The following is a 16,040-nucleotide window of genomic DNA, read 5'->3' as shown; positions in this document are numbered from 1 at the left end:
GCAAGGCCGATGCGTTGAAGCAACAACCCGTAAATTAAGAGCCTATCCCAATAGGATTTTATTCCAGACCATGATGCTGCATGCAAAATGCAGCATCGCCTCGTAGTTTTCGACCTTTTTCACCCAACGCGTCAGGATGCGGCGAAAGCGATTCATCCAGCTATGTGTTCTTTCTACAACCCAACGATGTGCCTTGAAGTCGCTGTTTTTAATCGCCTCAGACTCCTCTTTCCTCGACTGAATATGGGGTTCATAACGACGTGCTTTCAGACAGGTTTCCAGCCATTCGGCTGCATAGCCTTTGTCCAGGCACAGACGCAGCCTCTGCCCTGGTCTGCCTGTCTGTAGCCCGTCGAGCGTATCTTCAACCAGCTTGATGTCGTTGGTATTGGCCCCGGCAACAACCAGTGAGAGCGCAAGTCCGTTCGCATCGGTCATCAGGCTGCGTTTTACGCCCTGCTTTCCCCGGTCAGTCGGGTTACGACCTGTTTTTTTGAGCCTGCAAGTGGCGATTTTGTCATGCAGCCATCCATGGACAACCATGACCAGTCAATGGCATCAAGTTTCTCGCAGGCAAGCAATCCGTTTTGCCAGAACTGTTCGAAAACCCCGGCATCACGCCACTCTTGGAAACGACGATGGGCTGAGTTTGATGAGCAAATGCCTGTCGCATTCAGCGCATTCCACTGACAGCCTGTTCTGAGCACGAAGAAAATGGCGTTCATAGCGGTACGATTATCAACGCGTTTGCGATGCGCCCCCAGCGGATGATGGGTTTCGTGTACCGGGAGCAGTGGAGCTATTCTCTCCCATAGTTGACCGCTAATCTGCCACTTGTTACCTGCCTTATTTTGACATTATTCTATGTGTACGCCTGATGCATTGCATTGAGCACTTTTGTTCTTATAGTCATAAATATAATTCCTATTTAAAGGCTGGGCGTATTACCTTAATCAGGAAGTTAATATCCGAAATAATTGGTTACACTTACAGCAAGGTGTAATCATTGCAATAGTGAAATACCCCTTTAATATACTCGCACTTTTTACCATTGACCAAGCAGTAATATTCATCTGTATTTAAGATATATATTTAAAAAATAAATATATGACAGATGATATATTTACTCAGTGAATAATATATTCTCGAAGACAAATTTTCAGGAACCAAATTAATATGTTTAACAAGAAATCAACATCACATGTCTCCACTGCAAGGCCCACAGATCACCTATTTTTAACCCAGGATGAACAGCACATTAAGAGAAATCTTGAGCGATGGCGCGGCGAGAATTTACCGAAAGGTATTTACATGGCTCATACCATCACGATTGAACGCCGAAATGCTGGCCCTTTATTTACCAGGCCCGCACAAGCAGTGTTCAGTACGTGGGACGTCTTATCAACTTCACTCGTCGATACAAACAAAATAAAGAAAGCTCAAGACGTAATGAATAAAGGCCTCAAAAAAAGAGAAACAGGATTGTTCTTCGAGATTGCATTAATACTTGATGTTCCTTGCCAGAATATAATAGGCACCTTCAGTCATGATGTTTGGTTTCCGAATCATATTGGCAGGCAAAATTCCAGTCCCACAGGGAAAGTATTGGATTCAGCTGCACTATTTGAAAGTATTCGAACAGGTGAAACAAAGAAAAATGCAATAAAACCCGATGGCTCACCATTCCCGAGAATGGCCGGAGGTTTTAACCAAATTAAGACTCCACAAGAAATTCTCAATAGAACTGATATATCTAGGCATAATGAAATATTGGTAGTCGGCAGGCCTGGAATAAATATTTACAAAGGATTACCCGCAACTAAAGAAATAACACTTTACGGCATTGTTATAATACCTAAGAGACTTCCTGGAGATATTGACAACGACAGAGCTTTCCATCAGAAATGGCTCGCAATCAGTGACAAATTGAAAGCCCTTAACCCTGGCGTGAATTGCATATTTTATTAAACCAGCGTTTGAAAAACGATCAATCCCTTCCTGTGCGGTAACATTTGTCGAAATTAAAGCTGCCGCGCGCGTTGCAAGCTGTTCATCCATCCCGTAACGGGGTGTTGAATCAAACGGCGTGCGCGTCCGTGGCGACGCAGGATCAAACCTTTATCCTGCATTTCACTGAGATCGCGGCGAATGGTTTCCAGACTCACCTCAAGCGATTGTGCCAGTTCGCTAACCTGTAACACTTCGTACTGTTCTACCAGCTGAAGGATGGCCTGATGGCGATTTTTTTTAAGCACCGATTATTCCTGTTTGCATGACAGTTGTGTGACAGATATCACAAATAACGGCAAACATGATACCTGCGTTACATAATTAATTTTGGGATCGATCTCAATTTTCCGACAATCCCCGCGAATTTTTTATGCCTGTTACGATTTTTGGTTCGTCCCGTTTCTCTGTCATACTGTGCGCATGCTCTATTTTTCCGCCCGGTCTCCGGTGAAATCACCCGCGCCGCCGGGACGTTATCACTAAGGAATCTTCATGGAATTTAATACTGCTGGTCTGATCTCACTTCAGGAAGCGCTGGATAAAATGCGCGGCCACGTTCCGCCAAAAACCACAGAGGACGCTGAATCTGTCCCCCTGAACAGTGCAGCGGGCAGGATCACCGCTGCGCCCGTGCTTTCGCCGGTTTTCGTTCCCCCTTTTGATAATTCCGCAATGGACGGTTATGCAGTGCGTTGTGCCGATCTGCACGACGGCGCGATATTACCCGTTTCAGGCAAAGCCTTTGCCGGTGCCCCCTTCCATGGTGAATGGCCTGCCGGGACCTGTATTCGCATCATGACCGGCGCCCCCGTACCAGAAGGCGCGGACGCGGTTGTTATGCAGGAACAGGCGGATGTCTCGGATACGGGTGTACGTTTCACGCATACAGTGGTGTCAGGCCAGAATATCCGCCTGACCGGTGACGACATCAAACAAGGCGACAGCGTATTACCGCCGGGCGTGCGGCTCGGTGCAGCAGAGCTGCCGCTACTGGCGTCGCTAGGCGTGACCGAAGTTAAGGTCTGGAAGCCGCTTAAAGTCGCCGTTTTCTCAACGGGCGACGAACTGCAACCGGTCGGTACACCGTTGCAGGAAGGACAAATTTACGACACCAACCGTTTTGCGGTACGTCTGATGCTGGAACAGCTGGGCTGCACGGTGCTGGACCTGGGCATTATTCGCGACGATCCGCAGGCGCTGCGCAAAACGTTTGAAGACGCCAACGCATTTGCCGATCTGGTGATTTCCAGCGGCGGCGTCTCCGTCGGCGAAGCTGATTACACCAAGCAAATGCTCGATGAACTGGGCGAAATCGGATTCTGGAAACTGGCGATGAAGCCGGGAAAACCGTTCGCCTTCGGCAAGCTGCAAAACAGCTGGTTCTGCGGCCTTCCGGGAAATCCGGTCTCTGCGGCGCTGACGTTTTATCAGCTGGTGCAGCCGTTCATTGCCCGGCTGGCGGGCCATACGGCATGGCAGTTCCCGTCGCGATTGCAGGCTGTTGCTGTCACCCCACTGAAAAAATCGGCGGGGCGTCTCGATTTCCAGCGCGGTATTTTCAGTACCAACGCGCGAGGCCAGCTGGAAGTGTGCACCACCGGCCATCAGGGTTCGCACGTCTTCAGCTCCTTCAGTCAGGCCAACTGCTTTATCGTGCTTGAACGTGAGCGTGATAATGTCGCGGCCGGTGAAATCGTCGAAATCGAACCTTTCAACGCCCTGCTGCGGAGCTGAATATGACGACGTTGCCGGAACTGACGGACGCCGAAACTCTGCGTTATAACCGCCAGATCGTCCTGAAAGGGTTTGATTTTGATGGCCAGGAACAGCTTAAAGCCAGCCACGCGCTGATTGTCGGGCTGGGCGGATTAGGCTGCGCGGCGGCGCAATATCTGGCCGCCGCCGGCACCGGCACGCTGACGCTGCTGGATTTCGACACCGTCTCGCTCTCCAATCTGCAACGTCAGACTCTGCACACTGATGCGCGGATTGGCATGTCAAAAGTGGAATCTGCAGCGCTGGCGCTGGCGGCAGTCAATCCGCATATCCGTTTGAATCAGGTCAACACACAGGCCGATGACGTATTGCTGAGGGAACTGATCGCCTCATGTGATGTGGTAGTCGATTGCACTGACAACGTTACGACGCGAAATCAGCTGAACAGTGAATGCTTCGCGCAGAAAAAACCGCTGGTCTCCGGCGCGGCTATCCGCATGGAGGGGCAACTCAGCGTCTTCACCTATCAGCCGCAAGAGCCCTGCTATCGCTGCCTCAGCCGGTTGTTTGGGGAAAATGCGCTGACCTGTGTCGAGGCAGGCGTCATGGCACCTTTGGTCGGCACCATCGGCAGCTTGCAGGCGATGGAAACCATCAAGTTGCTGACAAAATTCGGTGACACTCCGCGCGGAAAACTGCTGATGTTCGATGCTATGACGATGCAGTTTCGCGAGATGAAACTGATGAAAGACCTGAACTGCGAAGTGTGTGGGGAGCGCTGATAGAAAGTCAGGTTCTGTCAGTCCCGGATAAAAACGGGCGGATTATCTCCGCCCGTTGAACACTGAGGTTATTTGTCATCATACGACTGCCAGTATTCCGGTGTTATAGTTTTGCACAGTTCCGGCTTAATCACATAGTAACTGCTATATTTTCCTATATTACATGAGGTATAAGGTGAGGCCATTAAGATAAAGGGAATGATGAAAGATGCAACAAAACTTAAAATAAAAAACCCTACACTAACCACCATCCAAATATAACCTATTGCAGTATATTTTTTAAATGGTTCGATGCCTCTTTTAAATAACATTTTTAATGAGAAAAAAAACAACCATATAAAAATAGGGATACCACCAATGCAAATAATGATCTTACCACTGTATTCAATAATATCACCTTGCATGACTAATGATTTTGTATTGAAAACAATCATAAGAAGTGCAACTGAATAAATATACCCCAAGGATACTGCTATCGATAAGAACGATGCCCCTTTAAATAAAATCCATTTTTTAATATTACTTTTCTCCATTTTAATACCCATTTCCTAAAAGACTATTAAAAAGTAAATTTCCATTCCGAAAATTCCATTCATTTATTTTTTGGTATTCTGTCAACGCTGTGCGCATTTTTTCTTTAAGACTAACTGATAATCCTAAATGGTCATCCAATGCGTTCAGACCCGCATTTAGCACAACACCTAACCCTATCACTATGATCGCGGTAACAACTATTGGTAAACTGAATACAGTCAATACCCCTCCTGCAATAACCCCGATAACTACACTGGCCACCACAGCCTTGGCTGTATCCATCGTAATATCGCCAAGGAAATCGACCAGGTCATAGTCGGATTTAAAAATCAATTCGATGACGCGCCACGCCAGTGAGGCAAAAATACAGAATTTAGTGCCTTTAATCAGCGCACTCCCCAGCCCGCGGATCCCGATGCCCATTTCCAGCATTTGCGGATGATCTACAGCGTATCGGGTACCTTCCAGAATGCGACGCATACCAGCATAGCCGGTTATTTTTATGTAAGTCTTACCCTTAAAGGTGTATTCAATCGCTCTGATACCCAGTGATTTAAAACGGAATGCGATATCCCCTGCGGTATTCTCGAATGTCATCAGTTTGCAGATACTGCTGCTGCCCTCAAGAATATCTTTGATGTTACCGGGCGCCAGTTTGTAGGAAAAAAACTCATCTACATACCCGAGTAATTCATCGGTGACTTGCTGTGCCTCTTCCAGCGTAAGCAACATAATGTAACGGTTTTCGGTAATGAAAGTGCCATTTGCGAAAGCCATATCCCGTTGCACTGGATTCATGCTTGGGAAAGAACTGAAACTGCTTTCTCCGCGTAATAAACGCTGGCCTTCATTCATCCGCCGCCAGTAATCCGCACCTCTGAGCTCTGTCATTTTTTCATCCATTGGTCAGGAACAATGGTTTTACACAGCTCCGGATTGATTACATAGTAACTGCTATATTTTCCTATATTACATGAGGTATAAGGTGAGGCCATCAGGATAATGGGGATGACGAAAGCGGCGATAAACCCTAACAAAAAAGACACTACACTTATGATCATCCAGATATAACCGATCGCAGTGTATTTCTTAAAGGGCTGGATGCCTTTCTTAAAGAGCATTTTTAATGAACAAAAAAATGTCCATACAAATGCTGGAATTCCACCCATGCAAATTATAATTTTACCACTAAATTCTATTATATCTCCCTGAATAATTAATGATTTAACATTCACCATTTCCATATAAAAGAAAACCACATGAATGTAACCCAAAGAGAAAGCCATTAATAAAATAACACCACCTTTAAATACAAGCCATTGTCGTATGTATTCTTTATTCATTTAATATCCATTCCCTAATGTATAATTGAAAAGTACGCCTGAGTGCCTAAAGTTCCACTCATTTATTTTTTTGTATTCATTAATTGCGTTTCTAAGTTGTTGTTTTAAAGTTACAGAAAGGCCAAAATGATCATCTAACTCATTCAGGCTGTAATTCAACCCGATCCCTACTGCTATAATTATAATTGCAGTAAGCACAATTGGCGCACTGATTAAAGTCAATACCCCTCCTGCAATAACACCGATAACTACACTGGCTACCACCGCCTTGGCTGCATCCATCGTAATATCGCCAAGCAAATCAACCAGGTCATAGTCGGATTTAAAAATCAGTTCGATCGCCCGCCACCCCAGTGAGGCAAAAATACAGAATTTAGTGCCTTTAATCAGCGCACTCCCCAGCCCACGGATCCCGATGCCCATTTCCAGCATTTGGGGATGATCTACAGCGTATCGGGTGCCCGTCAGAATGCGACGCATACCAGCATAGCCGGTTATTTTTATGTAAGTCTTACCCTTAAAGGTGTATTCAATCGCTCTGATACCCAGTGATTTAAAACGGAATGCGATATCCCCTGCGGAATTCTCGAATGTCATCAGTTTGCAGATACTGCTGCTGCCCTCAAGAATATCTTTGATGTTACCGGGCGCCAGTTTGTAGGAAAAAAACTCATCTACATACCCGAGTAATTCATCGGTGACTTGCTGTGCCTCTTCCAGCGTAAGCAACATAATGTAACGGTTTTCGGTAATGAAAGTGCCATTTGCGAAAGCCATATCCCGTTGCACTGGATTCATGCTTGGGAAAGAACTGAAACTGCTTTCTCCGCGTAATAAACGCTGGCCTTCATTCATCCCCCGCCAGTAATCCGCACCTCTGAGCTCTGTCATTTTTTCATCCCTGATCAGTAAACGCGTTCATTCCACAAACTGTACGCGCTGGTGCCCGCAATACAGTGTTCCCAGGTGATCGTTTCATAACTGAAGCTCACTCTTTCCTGTGCTTCGGCTCCGCTCTCGAGAATGCTGTGCGGCACGATAAAATCAATATTCGTCACACGGGCACCGGTTAGTTTCACTTTGAAATAACACTCGCCCATACCGGTTTTGTTAATACGGTGTAGTTCCAAATCACAGGTCATTATTTCATTATCGGAAATGGCTTTTCCCAGCAATGGAGTGGATTTATCTATTGGCTTAAGGATGGTGACAACATGATGATTAACGTTCTGCGCACGGGATAAAGTGTGTTTCATGCTATAGACCATGATCTGGTTGATATGCCCTATTTGCGCTTTATTACCAATTGAATCCATTGAAGAACATCCACCAGAGATCAGCCCCTGTGTTTGTCCGTTTAAGGTGAGATAGGTTAAGTTTGCCATATTAGTTCCTTATAAATCATACGAACAAATAATAGATATGGAATGATTTCTGAAATGTTTTTTCGACGTAATTTTGTTCCTGCATTTTCTTAAATACAAGCTCTATTATTTTATAATCCGGCTATATCATTAAAGCTATTCACATCATCAATATAAAATAAAATATATATACTAAATTTTAAGATATTATTTCTGAGACATAAAAAAAGGCCGCAACGTTAACCGTTGCGGCCCTTTTACCGGAATCAATAATTAACTATTGATACCCTGACTACGTAAGTAATCTTCGTAGTTACCCGAGAAATCAATGACGCGGGTCGGCGTCATTTCCAGAATACGGGTCGCCAGTGAGCTCACGAATTCACGGTCGTGGGAAACGAAGATCAGCGTACCTTCGTACATTTCCAACGCCATGTTCAGTGATTCGATGGATTCCATATCAAGGTGGTTAGTTGGTTCATCCATGATTAGGATATTTGGACGCTGCATCATCAGTTTCCCGAATAACATACGACCTTTCTCACCACCGGAAAGCACTTTCACTTTCTTCTTGATATCGTCCTGACCGAACAGCAGACGGCCAAGCACACCGCGTACGGCCTGTTCGTCATCTTTCTCGGATTTCCACTGGCTCATCCAGTCGAATACGTTCATAGAATCATCGAATTCATATTCGTGATCCTGCGCGTAGTAACCGATTTTAGCGTTTTCGGACCATTTCACTGAACCGGTTTCCGGCTCATGCTCACCGACCAGCGTTTTCAGCAGGGTCGATTTACCGATACCGTTCGCGCCCAGAATCGCGACTTTCTCGCCAACTTCCAGCATCAGGCCAAGGTTTTTGAACAGCGGACCATTGTCGAAACCTTTGGTGATTTTTTCCACTTCCAGTGCATTACGGAACAATTTCTTGTCCTGTTCGAAACGCATGTAAGGGTTCTGACGGCTGGACGCTTTGATTTCGTCGAGCTGAATTTTATCAATCTGACGGGCACGGGATGTCGCCTGTTTAGATTTGGAGGCGTTGGCGCTGAAGCGACTCACGAAAGATTGCAGTTCAGCAATCTGCGCTTTCTTCTTGGCGTTGTTGGCGCTCAGAAGTTCACGTGCCTGCGTTGCCGCAGTCATGTATTCGTCATAGTTACCCGGATACACGCGCAGTTCGCCGTAATCCAGATCCGCCATGTGCGTACAAACCATGTTCAGGAAGTGACGGTCATGCGAAATAATGATCATGGTGCTGTTACGTTCGTTCAGCACCTGCTCCAGCCAGCGAATAGTATCGATGTCCAGGTTGTTCGTTGGTTCGTCGAGCAGCAGAATTTCCGGGTCAGAGAACAGCGCCTGCGCCAGCAATACGCGCAGTTTAAAGCCCGGCGCGATTTCGCTCATCAGGCCGTAATGTTGTTCTACCGGAATGCCGACGCCGAGCAGCAACTCACCCGCGCGGGATTCAGCGCTATAGCCGTCCATCTCGCCATATTCGACTTCCAGATCGGCCACTTTATAGCCGTCGGCTTCGCTCATTTCCGCCATCGCGTAAATGCGGTCGCGCTCTTCTTTCACGGCCCACAGTTCGTTGTGGCCCATGATCACGGTGTCCAGCACGGTGAACTCTTCGAAGGCGAACTGATCCTGACGTAATTTACCCAGACGCTCGTTCGGGTCGAGGACGACGTTACCCGCTGAAGGCACTAAGTCGCCACCGAGGATCTTCATGAAAGTGGATTTGCCACAACCGTTCGCGCCAATCAGGCCATAACGGTTACCGCCGCCAAATTTCACGTTAATGTTTTCAAATAACGGCTTGCTGCCGAATTGCATGGTGATGTTGTAAGTACTTAGCACAACGCTCGCTCTTAATTGGGAAATGTGATTTGGCGCGCATTATGCCACAACGACGCGTCGGGATCGCCTCTCGTTGTGTACAAATTTCACTCGATAGTAAAAAAATTCGTCATGCGCGGGAAAATATCAGGATGATAAACGCAAAAACCCGGCCAAAGCCGGGTTTTCCAATACAACGTCGGATATCAGAAGCTGTAACCGATCACGCCGTAGTAACCCCAGCCGGTGGATTTCACTTCGAAATTACCGTTACCAAAGTTCAGCTCAGCGCCGTCAGCCCATTGGCCGCCGTTGTGGAAGTAACGTGCCACGAACGAGTAGTGCCAGTGTGTGTAGTTCAGCGCCAGGATATGGCTGGAGGCGATAGAGTTGTTAGAACGGGCTTTCCTGCCGTTCAGGTCACGGAAATCGTCATCGCCCAGTGAAGAGCCCCAGTCAAAGTTGGTGAACCCGATGTAGCTCAGATTACCGCCCCACATTTCAGTCAACGGAACGAAATATTTCACTTTGAAACGGTAACCGTCCCAGCTGTTTTCGTTAGCCGCGCTGTAGTTTTCCCACTGATATTTCGCATACACGTTCAGAGACAGGCTCATTGGGAGATGGGTATCGATATCGGTACCCAGACCCATGTACCAGGTGTTCTGACGGTTATCGCTGTCCGGCCCCATATCGTAGATATAGTTGTTGGCGAAGTACCATTCTTTGAACGGACCAAAGCTCAGATCAGTGCCGGTCAGCTTATCAATGGAGAAGCGAGGTTCGATCTCCATAAACATCGGAGAACCGTTTTTATCCCAGATACCGGTATCATTGCCGTTACCTGCACCAAAGGATTTAGGGATATCGATGTAGCCGTAGAAATCAAACCAGTCTTTGTGCGCAAACGCTTCATATTCAAGATAAACGTCGTTACGAATCGTTGGTCCGAAACGGGTATCGGCGCTACCTACAACGTTTACACTCTGGTGCCACCAGTCGGAAACAAATTCGCCCTTGCTATCATCAGCGAGCACGGTCGCGCTGTAGGACAAAGCCATCAAAGCGCCTGCTGCAATAATTTTATTTTTCATATTTTTACCAGAAGCGGGGGAGGAACAACGCCTTGCCACTTTCAGACGTTGCATATATCAAACCCTAAAACTGTGATCCGCAACCGATTGCTGCACATAGTTCAAATAACATGCAATTACCAGTTACTTCCTACAAGAGTTAACTTTTCTTAGCTAATAAATAGATTTGGTCAAGGTTTGTCAATTTGTGTTTCATCCTGATACATCCCCGTTGTGACATTGATCACAGATATGTTTCAGAACGAATTAATTCACCGTTCAGAGAGGAAAAAAACGTCTGCGCGAAAAAACACCAATCGTTATTTGTCATGCTATAATAATGACAATTAACGGTGCGGAGGCACATATTATGAATACGAAATTTTTCGGGCTGTCTTCCAGCCCTTTGCAACAATCTGCAACGCCGCTTTGGCAATCTGCGGGGCTCCCCGCAAGCAGCGGAATCAGTTTGATAAATGCCATACAAAAGGGATTTCCGGTTGATAGTATCAGCCGTCTTAACGATGAGCTGGGATGGCCGAAGATGGTATTACTGGAAGTCATGGGCATTAACGAGCGTAATTTTGCGCGGCGTAAAGCAGGTAATGGTTTACTGAAAAGCGATGAGAGTGAACGGGTCGCACGTCTGGTACGCACCATTGATGCAGCCACTGATTTGTTTGAAGGCGACCGCATGGCGGCGCTGGAATGGATCACCCGCCCTGCTCCGGCGCTGGCCGGTTCCCGCCCGCTGGAACTGCTTTCGTCAGAAGCAGGAGCTGTGGAAGTTAACCGGCTGATCGGGCGCCTCGAATACGGGGTATTTAGTTGAAGCTGTTCCGTATAACCAAGACTAAACATCTGGGCACCGCGTGGTCTGGCACCGGCGCTCAAATTTACGGCGGCCGATGGAATCCGCCCGGCAGACCAGTGGTTTATCTCGCCGGTAGCCAGTCGCTGGCGATTCTGGAAATGCTGGTGCACATACACTCCAGTATGCTGATGCAATCCTACACGTTGCTCAGCATTGAGGTCCCGGACGTTTTGCTCGACACACTGGACGTCTCAGAACTGGCGTCAGACTGGCGCCACCCTTCTTTGCCGGACAGTACACAGCGTCAGGGAGAAGTCTGGCTGGTGGAAGGTGACTATGTCGGGCTGAAAGTGCCCTCGGTTATCGTGCCATCGGAGTACAACGTTTTGCTCAATCCGCAGCATCCGGCATTTGGGGATTTACTGGCCTCGGTAGAACGCGAGCCGATGATATTTGACCCGCGTCTGCAATAAACGCGGGGCGTGAGCGATTACTCTGTTTTCCTGTTGCTGCGGTATATGAGCATCAGCGCGATGATAAGACATGGGATCGCCGCCAGACGATGCCACGATAGCGGAATCTGCGGGTTATCAAGCCAGCCGAAATTGTCGATTAGCATTCCCATCGCCAGCTGCCCCAGAATCACGGCCACCGTCGCCACTGCAGTTCCGACACGTGGCACAGCAGTCACCATAATGATGATGTAAGGCACACCGAATAATGCCCCGGCCAGCTGCCATTTTGGTACGGTGAGCAACGTCGCCTGTTGTGGCGTTTGCAGAAACAGGATCAGCACAGCGGTAATCGCCGCGCCCACGCTGAAGGTCAGAAAGGCACTTTTAAGTACGCCTACTTTTTCCCCAAGCTGGCCGTTCACCGCCGCCTGCATACTCAGCGCCGCGCCCGCGACGATCGCCAGAATAATCATAATCAGTTCAGACATCCGTTAACTCCAGGCAATCAAAACAAGGGCTGCAACGATAAACAGCAGAGCCAGTAAACGCTCGCCGCCAACTTTCTTATGAGGCGTGCCAAACCAGCCGTAATGGTCGATCAAAACGCTTTTCGCCACCTGCCCTGACAAAATCGCGATCATCGTCATACCGATGCCAATTACCGGCGTCGCCAGCGTCAGTACGACCACATACACCGGCCCGAGCACGCCACCCAGCAGCTGCCAGCCGGGCTGTTGCGTGAACGACGGCGCATTACGCGGGCTGAAAAAAAGCACCAGCAGACCGGTCAGCACTGCGCCGACGCCAAATATGCTCAGTGTGGCCCACAGGTGCCCCACTTCGGTCCCTAACGGCCCGATCAGTCCGGCTTCCAGCGAAAGCCCCATCCCCGCCAGAATGACCAGCGGAATTAACATCAGATTCATTATTAGCTTGCTCACTCTATTTTAAGAAGCGGCGACTATAGCGTGGCACTTCTTTGCGAAAAACAGCACAATAAGGAAAATACCTTTGCGGATATTGCACAGATGAAAACCTTTAATCAGATCAACATCCAGTCCTTGCGCCTGTTTGTCGCCGTACTGGACCAGGGGAATTTCTCTGAAGTCGCGCGCCGCGAAGCCATGTCCCCGTCAACAGTATCCCGCGTTATTTCACAGCTGGAACAGGCGCTGCAAACGCAGCTGCTTTATCGCAATACGCGGGCTGTCAGCCCGACAGAATCCGGCAAACTGCTCGCCGATCACGCCCGTCAGGTGCTGGCGCAGCTGGATCTGGCGGCGCTGGATTTGCAGGAGCAGGACAGCGAACCGGGCGGGCTGGTGCGGATCAATGCGCCGGTCGTTTTCGGCCAGCGGCATATCGCCCCCTGGTTGCATGAACTGAGCGCCCGCTATCCCCGGCTGAATGTCGAGCTGATGCAAACGGATGATTTCATTGACCCCTTGCAGGACAGCGTGGATTTACTGATCCGCATCGGGGTGATGGCCGATTCAACGATGCAGGCACGCACCCTCGGGCAACAGAACTTCCGTCTCGCCGCCAGCCCGGCCTATCTCGCACGCAGAGGTATGCCAGAAACGCCCGATGATTTAACGTCACATAGCTGTCTGGTTTTCAAAGGGTTCGCAGGTTCTCAGCGCTGGTACTTTCGTGAACCGGAGCAGGAATGGCACTCTTACAGCCTGCGCGGCGTGCTCACCAGTAATAATGCAGAAACGCTGACGCAGGCGGCTATCGACGGCATGGGGCTGGTGGTGTTTCCCACATGGCTTATTGGCGATGCCCTGCGCAACGGAAGGCTGGTGAGCGTAATGAAAGAATATCAGGTGTCGACGTCTCCGGAGCCGCAGACGATCGCCGCGTTATATCCGAATGCCCGCAGAGCATCGATTAAGGTGCGGGCGGTGATTGATTTTCTGGTGGAGAAATTTGGCGCACCGGCGTACTGGGAGTGATTCGGTTGCACCGAGTGACTTTTAAAAAATAGTTTGAGTAAGTTTCTGGCGGCCTGCGAAGAGCCGCCAGTGCAGCGGCTTCCTGCAAATTAGAAACTATAATCGACAGCGGCGAAATATCTCCGTCCATCTTCGTTATAACTATAGTCATCCCGGTTCAAATCTTTATCCCCCAGGTTCAACACCCCGGCCCGAATCTTCACTGCCTTATTAACCTGATATGACCCGCCAGTGTTCCAGACTGTGTATCCGCCCGGCGTCGGGTTGCCGTCGGTCACCGTGCGGCTTTTGCCTTTGTAGTTGGCAGAAAGGTAGAAGCTCCAGGCGTCCCACGGTTTCCAGTCAAGCGTGGCGTTGGTCGTGTGGAACGGCAAATCGGATAACGGTTTGTTGCCTCCGTTACTGAGATCGCGGGCGTCGTTGTAGGTGTAGTTCAGCTTGAGGTTCCATGCCTCAGCCACCGGCAGGCTGACTTCCGTTTCCAGACCGCGAATTCGCGCTTTGTTCACGTTGTAATATTTGAAGATCGGATTGCCGCTGGCATCGAAGCCGACGAAGTTCTGGTAGGTCGGTGCCAGATTTTTATTTGCGGTGCGGATAACAGTTATCATGTCATCGATGTCATTCTGAAATACCGTCGCGCTGGCGGTCACGTCTTCCAGCAGTCCTTCTTCACCGGCGTAGTACATACCGAATTCGATGCTTTCGCTGGTTTCTGCTTTCAAATCTTTACTGCCGACCACGTTACAGCTGCCACGGCAGGAGGCGCTTTGCCAGTCAGGGCTGAGCTGTAACAGCGACGGCGCTTTGAAGGCCGATGCCCAGCCGCCTTTGAGCGTGACAGTGTCAGTGGCGTTGTAAACCAGATACGCACGCGGGCTCCAGTTGACGCCGTAATTTTCGTGGTCATCCATACGCACGCCGCCGGTCAGCGCCAGACTTTCGAAAATCCGCCATTCGTCTTCGAGGAACAGCGCGTACTGATTGGCCTGCGTGCTGCCACCATTTTTCATGTTCACGCCGTCTTCCAGCTTATCGTTACGGTATTCACCGCCGAACGTCAGCAACTGGTTGTATTCACCCAGCGGGATCACAACTTTGCCGTCGAGGGAGTTATTTTTTGAAGTGATCGTTTCAGCGTTTTTGTTTTCGATATTTTCACCGTAGAAACGCAGTTCGGTATTGGCTAAGCCCCAGCGACCATTGTGCCCGAGCGAGTAGTTCTCGCGCTCAATGCGGTTTTTATCCAGCGTATCGGAGTCCCTGTCCTGCCGGTCCATACCGTAACCAAAGGTGATGTCCTGATCTTTATCCGGCGTTAGCGAAAATTCGACATTGGCATTGCGCGACGTATAACCCTCAATGCGCGGCTGGCCGGTGCTGCCGCTTGAGGAGCTGGCCTGATCTTTCTCACGTTTGCCCAGCGCGCCATAGACTTTCACGCCTAACAGATCGTCAATCAGCGGGCCGCTGGCGAAAACGTTGCCGTTGCCCGCGTCGCCGCGATCGCGGTGTTCCTGCACGGTGGTATCGGCACTCACCGTTCCGTGCCAGGCTTTGCCGACTTTACGGGTAATGATGTTGACCACGCCGCCCAGTGCGTCGGAGCCGTACAGCGAAGACATCGGCCCGCGCACCACTTCGATACGCTCGATGGATTCAGCAGGGATCCAGCTTAAATCGAAATCGTTATGACGGAAAACGGCATTGCGGGAATTCACTCGCTTGCCATCCACCAGAATCAGGGTATAGCTGCTGCCCAGACCACGGATACTGACGCCCTGCCGGTTGTCACTTTCGTTGGTGATCTGCACGCCCGGCACATCTTTGAGGACGTCTTTGAGATTTTGCACCGGCTTCTTTTGCAGATCTTCGCGGGTGATCACGCTGATACTCGCTGGTGCGTCTTTGAGGTTTTGTTCGACGGCGGAGGCGGTTACCACCATCTGATCTTCTTTTTCTTTTACTTCGGTTGTGTCTTCAGCCATCACAGGAAACGCGGCGGCAAACAGCTGTGCGACTAACCCGGCTTTGATTGCCGGTGTGAATTTAACCTTAACCATTTCTTCTCTCCATGAGATAAAACAACCCCGTCAGTGCGGGACGTTGCAATGCATTTCCGTCAATCCGGTAAAAAAAGTGC

General features: G+C 49.2%; 18 protein-coding genes. 6 read left to right on the top strand and 12 right to left on the bottom strand.

All coding sequences use genetic code 11. The features are described from left to right. Positions 1–42 precede the first annotated feature (42 nt). Positions 43–827 (bottom strand): IS5 family transposase gene (locus tag GE278_07275; GenBank protein QLK60572.1). Its coding sequence is split into 2 segments (ribosomal slippage): positions 43–492 and positions 495–827, totalling 783 coding nucleotides; the frame shifts between segments, so codons are not numbered across the junction. Positions 828–1,176: 349 nt separating this feature from the next. On the opposite strand from GE278_07275, the gene GE278_07270 reads away from it, so the two are divergent. After that, positions 1,177–1,968 (top strand): hypothetical protein, encoded by a 792-nt coding sequence (locus GE278_07270; protein QLK60571.1) that lies wholly within the window; start codon positions 1,177–1,179, stop codon positions 1,966–1,968. A gap of 53 nt (positions 1,969–2,021) precedes the next feature. Here GE278_07270 and GE278_07265 read toward each other — a convergent pair whose 3' ends face one another. Continuing rightward, positions 2,022–2,255, bottom strand: coding sequence for a DeoR family transcriptional regulator (locus tag GE278_07265; GenBank protein ID QLK60570.1), 234 nt, complete (start codon positions 2,253–2,255; stop codon positions 2,022–2,024). A 247-nt stretch (positions 2,256–2,502) separates the two neighbouring features. Here GE278_07265 and moeA point away from each other — a divergent pair, with 247 nt between their 5' ends. Both moeA and moeB read left to right on the top strand, forming a co-directional pair. Then, positions 2,503–3,744, top strand: a complete 1,242-nt coding sequence (gene moeA / locus GE278_07260) for a molybdopterin molybdotransferase MoeA (GenBank protein ID QLK60569.1) — start codon at positions 2,503–2,505, stop codon at positions 3,742–3,744. Between the two features lie 2 nt (positions 3,745–3,746). Then, entirely contained in the window at positions 3,747–4,508 is a 762-nt protein-coding gene (gene moeB, locus GE278_07255; protein ID QLK60568.1) for a molybdopterin-synthase adenylyltransferase MoeB, read from the top strand. A 68-nt stretch (positions 4,509–4,576) separates the two neighbouring features. On the opposite strand, the gene GE278_07250 is transcribed toward moeB, so the two are convergent. The 7 genes from GE278_07250 to GE278_07220 all read right to left on the bottom strand — a co-directional run bounded on the left by GE278_07250 (position 4,577) and on the right by GE278_07220 (position 10,691). Continuing rightward, positions 4,577–5,053 carry a DUF1240 domain-containing protein gene (locus GE278_07250; protein ID QLK60567.1) on the bottom strand — a complete coding sequence of 159 codons (477 nt, stop codon included), beginning with the start codon at positions 5,051–5,053 and terminating at the stop codon, positions 4,577–4,579. After that, positions 5,043–5,933: a hypothetical protein gene (locus GE278_07245; protein ID QLK60566.1), complete on the bottom strand. Its 891-nt coding sequence runs from the start codon at positions 5,931–5,933 to the stop codon at positions 5,043–5,045. Before GE278_07245 ends, GE278_07250 begins: the two co-directional genes overlap by 11 nt. Next, entirely contained in the window at positions 5,930–6,385 is a 456-nt protein-coding gene (locus GE278_07240) for a DUF1240 domain-containing protein (protein QLK60565.1), read from the bottom strand. The genes GE278_07245 and GE278_07240 overlap by 4 nt, the downstream gene beginning before the upstream one ends. Continuing rightward, on the bottom strand, positions 6,386–7,240 hold the full coding sequence (locus tag GE278_07235; protein ID QLK63233.1) for a hypothetical protein: 855 nt from the start codon (positions 7,238–7,240) through the stop codon (positions 6,386–6,388). A gap of 50 nt (positions 7,241–7,290) precedes the next feature. Next, on the bottom strand, positions 7,291–7,770 hold the full coding sequence (hcp, locus tag GE278_07230; GenBank protein QLK60564.1) for a type VI secretion system tube protein Hcp: 480 nt from the start codon (positions 7,768–7,770) through the stop codon (positions 7,291–7,293). 252 nt (positions 7,771–8,022) lie between these two features. Further along, the gene (locus tag GE278_07225; protein QLK60563.1) at positions 8,023–9,618 is read right to left on the bottom strand and encodes an ABC-F family ATPase; all 1,596 of its coding nucleotides are present in this window, start codon (positions 9,616–9,618) and stop codon (positions 8,023–8,025) included. A 185-nt stretch (positions 9,619–9,803) separates the two neighbouring features. After that, on the bottom strand, positions 9,804–10,691 hold the full coding sequence (locus GE278_07220) for a nucleoside-specific channel-forming protein Tsx (GenBank protein ID QLK60562.1): 888 nt from the start codon (positions 10,689–10,691) through the stop codon (positions 9,804–9,806). Positions 10,692–11,040: 349 nt separating this feature from the next. On the opposite strand from GE278_07220, the gene GE278_07215 reads away from it, so the two are divergent. Both GE278_07215 and GE278_07210 read left to right on the top strand, forming a co-directional pair. Further along, complete coding sequence (locus GE278_07215) at positions 11,041–11,502, top strand: DUF2384 domain-containing protein (GenBank protein QLK60561.1); 462 nt, start codon at positions 11,041–11,043, stop codon at positions 11,500–11,502. After that, entirely contained in the window at positions 11,499–11,957 is a 459-nt protein-coding gene (locus GE278_07210; GenBank protein QLK60560.1) for an RES domain-containing protein, read from the top strand. Before GE278_07215 ends, GE278_07210 begins: the two co-directional genes overlap by 4 nt. A 17-nt stretch (positions 11,958–11,974) precedes the next feature. On the opposite strand, the gene GE278_07205 is transcribed toward GE278_07210, so the two are convergent. Both GE278_07205 and GE278_07200 read right to left on the bottom strand, forming a co-directional pair. Continuing rightward, a complete protein-coding gene (locus tag GE278_07205) occupies positions 11,975–12,427 on the bottom strand; it encodes an EamA-like transporter family protein (protein QLK60559.1) in 453 nt (150 codons plus the stop codon). Positions 12,428–12,430: 3 nt separating this feature from the next. After that, positions 12,431–12,865: an EamA-like transporter family protein gene (locus tag GE278_07200; GenBank protein QLK60558.1), complete on the bottom strand. Its 435-nt coding sequence runs from the start codon at positions 12,863–12,865 to the stop codon at positions 12,431–12,433. Between the two features lie 102 nt (positions 12,866–12,967). On the opposite strand from GE278_07200, the gene GE278_07195 reads away from it, so the two are divergent. Then, positions 12,968–13,897, top strand: coding sequence for a LysR family transcriptional regulator (locus tag GE278_07195; protein QLK60557.1), 930 nt, complete (start codon positions 12,968–12,970; stop codon positions 13,895–13,897). A gap of 89 nt (positions 13,898–13,986) precedes the next feature. Here GE278_07195 and cirA read toward each other — a convergent pair whose 3' ends face one another. Beyond that, a complete protein-coding gene (cirA, locus tag GE278_07190) occupies positions 13,987–15,960 on the bottom strand; it encodes a catecholate siderophore receptor CirA (protein ID QLK60556.1) in 1,974 nt (657 codons plus the stop codon). Positions 15,961–16,040: the final 80 nt, after the last annotated feature.

The sequence above is a fragment of the Enterobacteriaceae bacterium Kacie_13 genome, from assembly GCA_013457415.1.
Classification (GTDB): domain Bacteria; phylum Pseudomonadota; class Gammaproteobacteria; order Enterobacterales; family Enterobacteriaceae; genus Rahnella.
Note: the sequence above shows the minus strand (reverse complement) of the source record. Positions and strands in the feature narration are given on the sequence as shown.

What these genes read in the sequence shown, in the direction of transcription:
- GE278_07195 (QLK60557.1), top strand. Translation starts at nt 12,968, where the DNA reads ATGAAAACCTTTAATCAGATCAACATCCAGTCCTTGCGCCTGTTTGTC.
- GE278_07245 (QLK60566.1), bottom strand. Translation starts at nt 5,933, where the DNA reads ATGACAGAGCTCAGAGGTGCGGATTACTGGCGGCGGATGAATGAAGGC.
- GE278_07205 (QLK60559.1), bottom strand. Translation starts at nt 12,427, where the DNA reads ATGTCTGAACTGATTATGATTATTCTGGCGATCGTCGCGGGCGCGGCG.
- moeA (QLK60569.1), top strand. Translation starts at nt 2,503, where the DNA reads ATGGAATTTAATACTGCTGGTCTGATCTCACTTCAGGAAGCGCTGGAT.
- GE278_07200 (QLK60558.1), bottom strand. Translation starts at nt 12,865, where the DNA reads ATGAATCTGATGTTAATTCCGCTGGTCATTCTGGCGGGGATGGGGCTT.
- GE278_07270 (QLK60571.1), top strand. Translation starts at nt 1,177, where the DNA reads ATGTTTAACAAGAAATCAACATCACATGTCTCCACTGCAAGGCCCACA.
- GE278_07240 (QLK60565.1), bottom strand. Translation starts at nt 6,385, where the DNA reads ATGAATAAAGAATACATACGACAATGGCTTGTATTTAAAGGTGGTGTT.
- GE278_07250 (QLK60567.1), bottom strand. Translation starts at nt 5,053, where the DNA reads ATGGGTATTAAAATGGAGAAAAGTAATATTAAAAAATGGATTTTATTT.
- GE278_07235 (QLK63233.1), bottom strand. Translation starts at nt 7,240, where the DNA reads ATGAATGAAGGCCAGCGTTTATTACGCGGAGAAAGCAGTTTCAGTTCT.
- hcp (QLK60564.1), bottom strand. Translation starts at nt 7,770, where the DNA reads ATGGCAAACTTAACCTATCTCACCTTAAACGGACAAACACAGGGGCTG.
- GE278_07220 (QLK60562.1), bottom strand. Translation starts at nt 10,691, where the DNA reads ATGAAAAATAAAATTATTGCAGCAGGCGCTTTGATGGCTTTGTCCTAC.
- cirA (QLK60556.1), bottom strand. Translation starts at nt 15,960, where the DNA reads ATGGTTAAGGTTAAATTCACACCGGCAATCAAAGCCGGGTTAGTCGCA.
- GE278_07215 (QLK60561.1), top strand. Translation starts at nt 11,041, where the DNA reads ATGAATACGAAATTTTTCGGGCTGTCTTCCAGCCCTTTGCAACAATCT.
- moeB (QLK60568.1), top strand. Translation starts at nt 3,747, where the DNA reads ATGACGACGTTGCCGGAACTGACGGACGCCGAAACTCTGCGTTATAAC.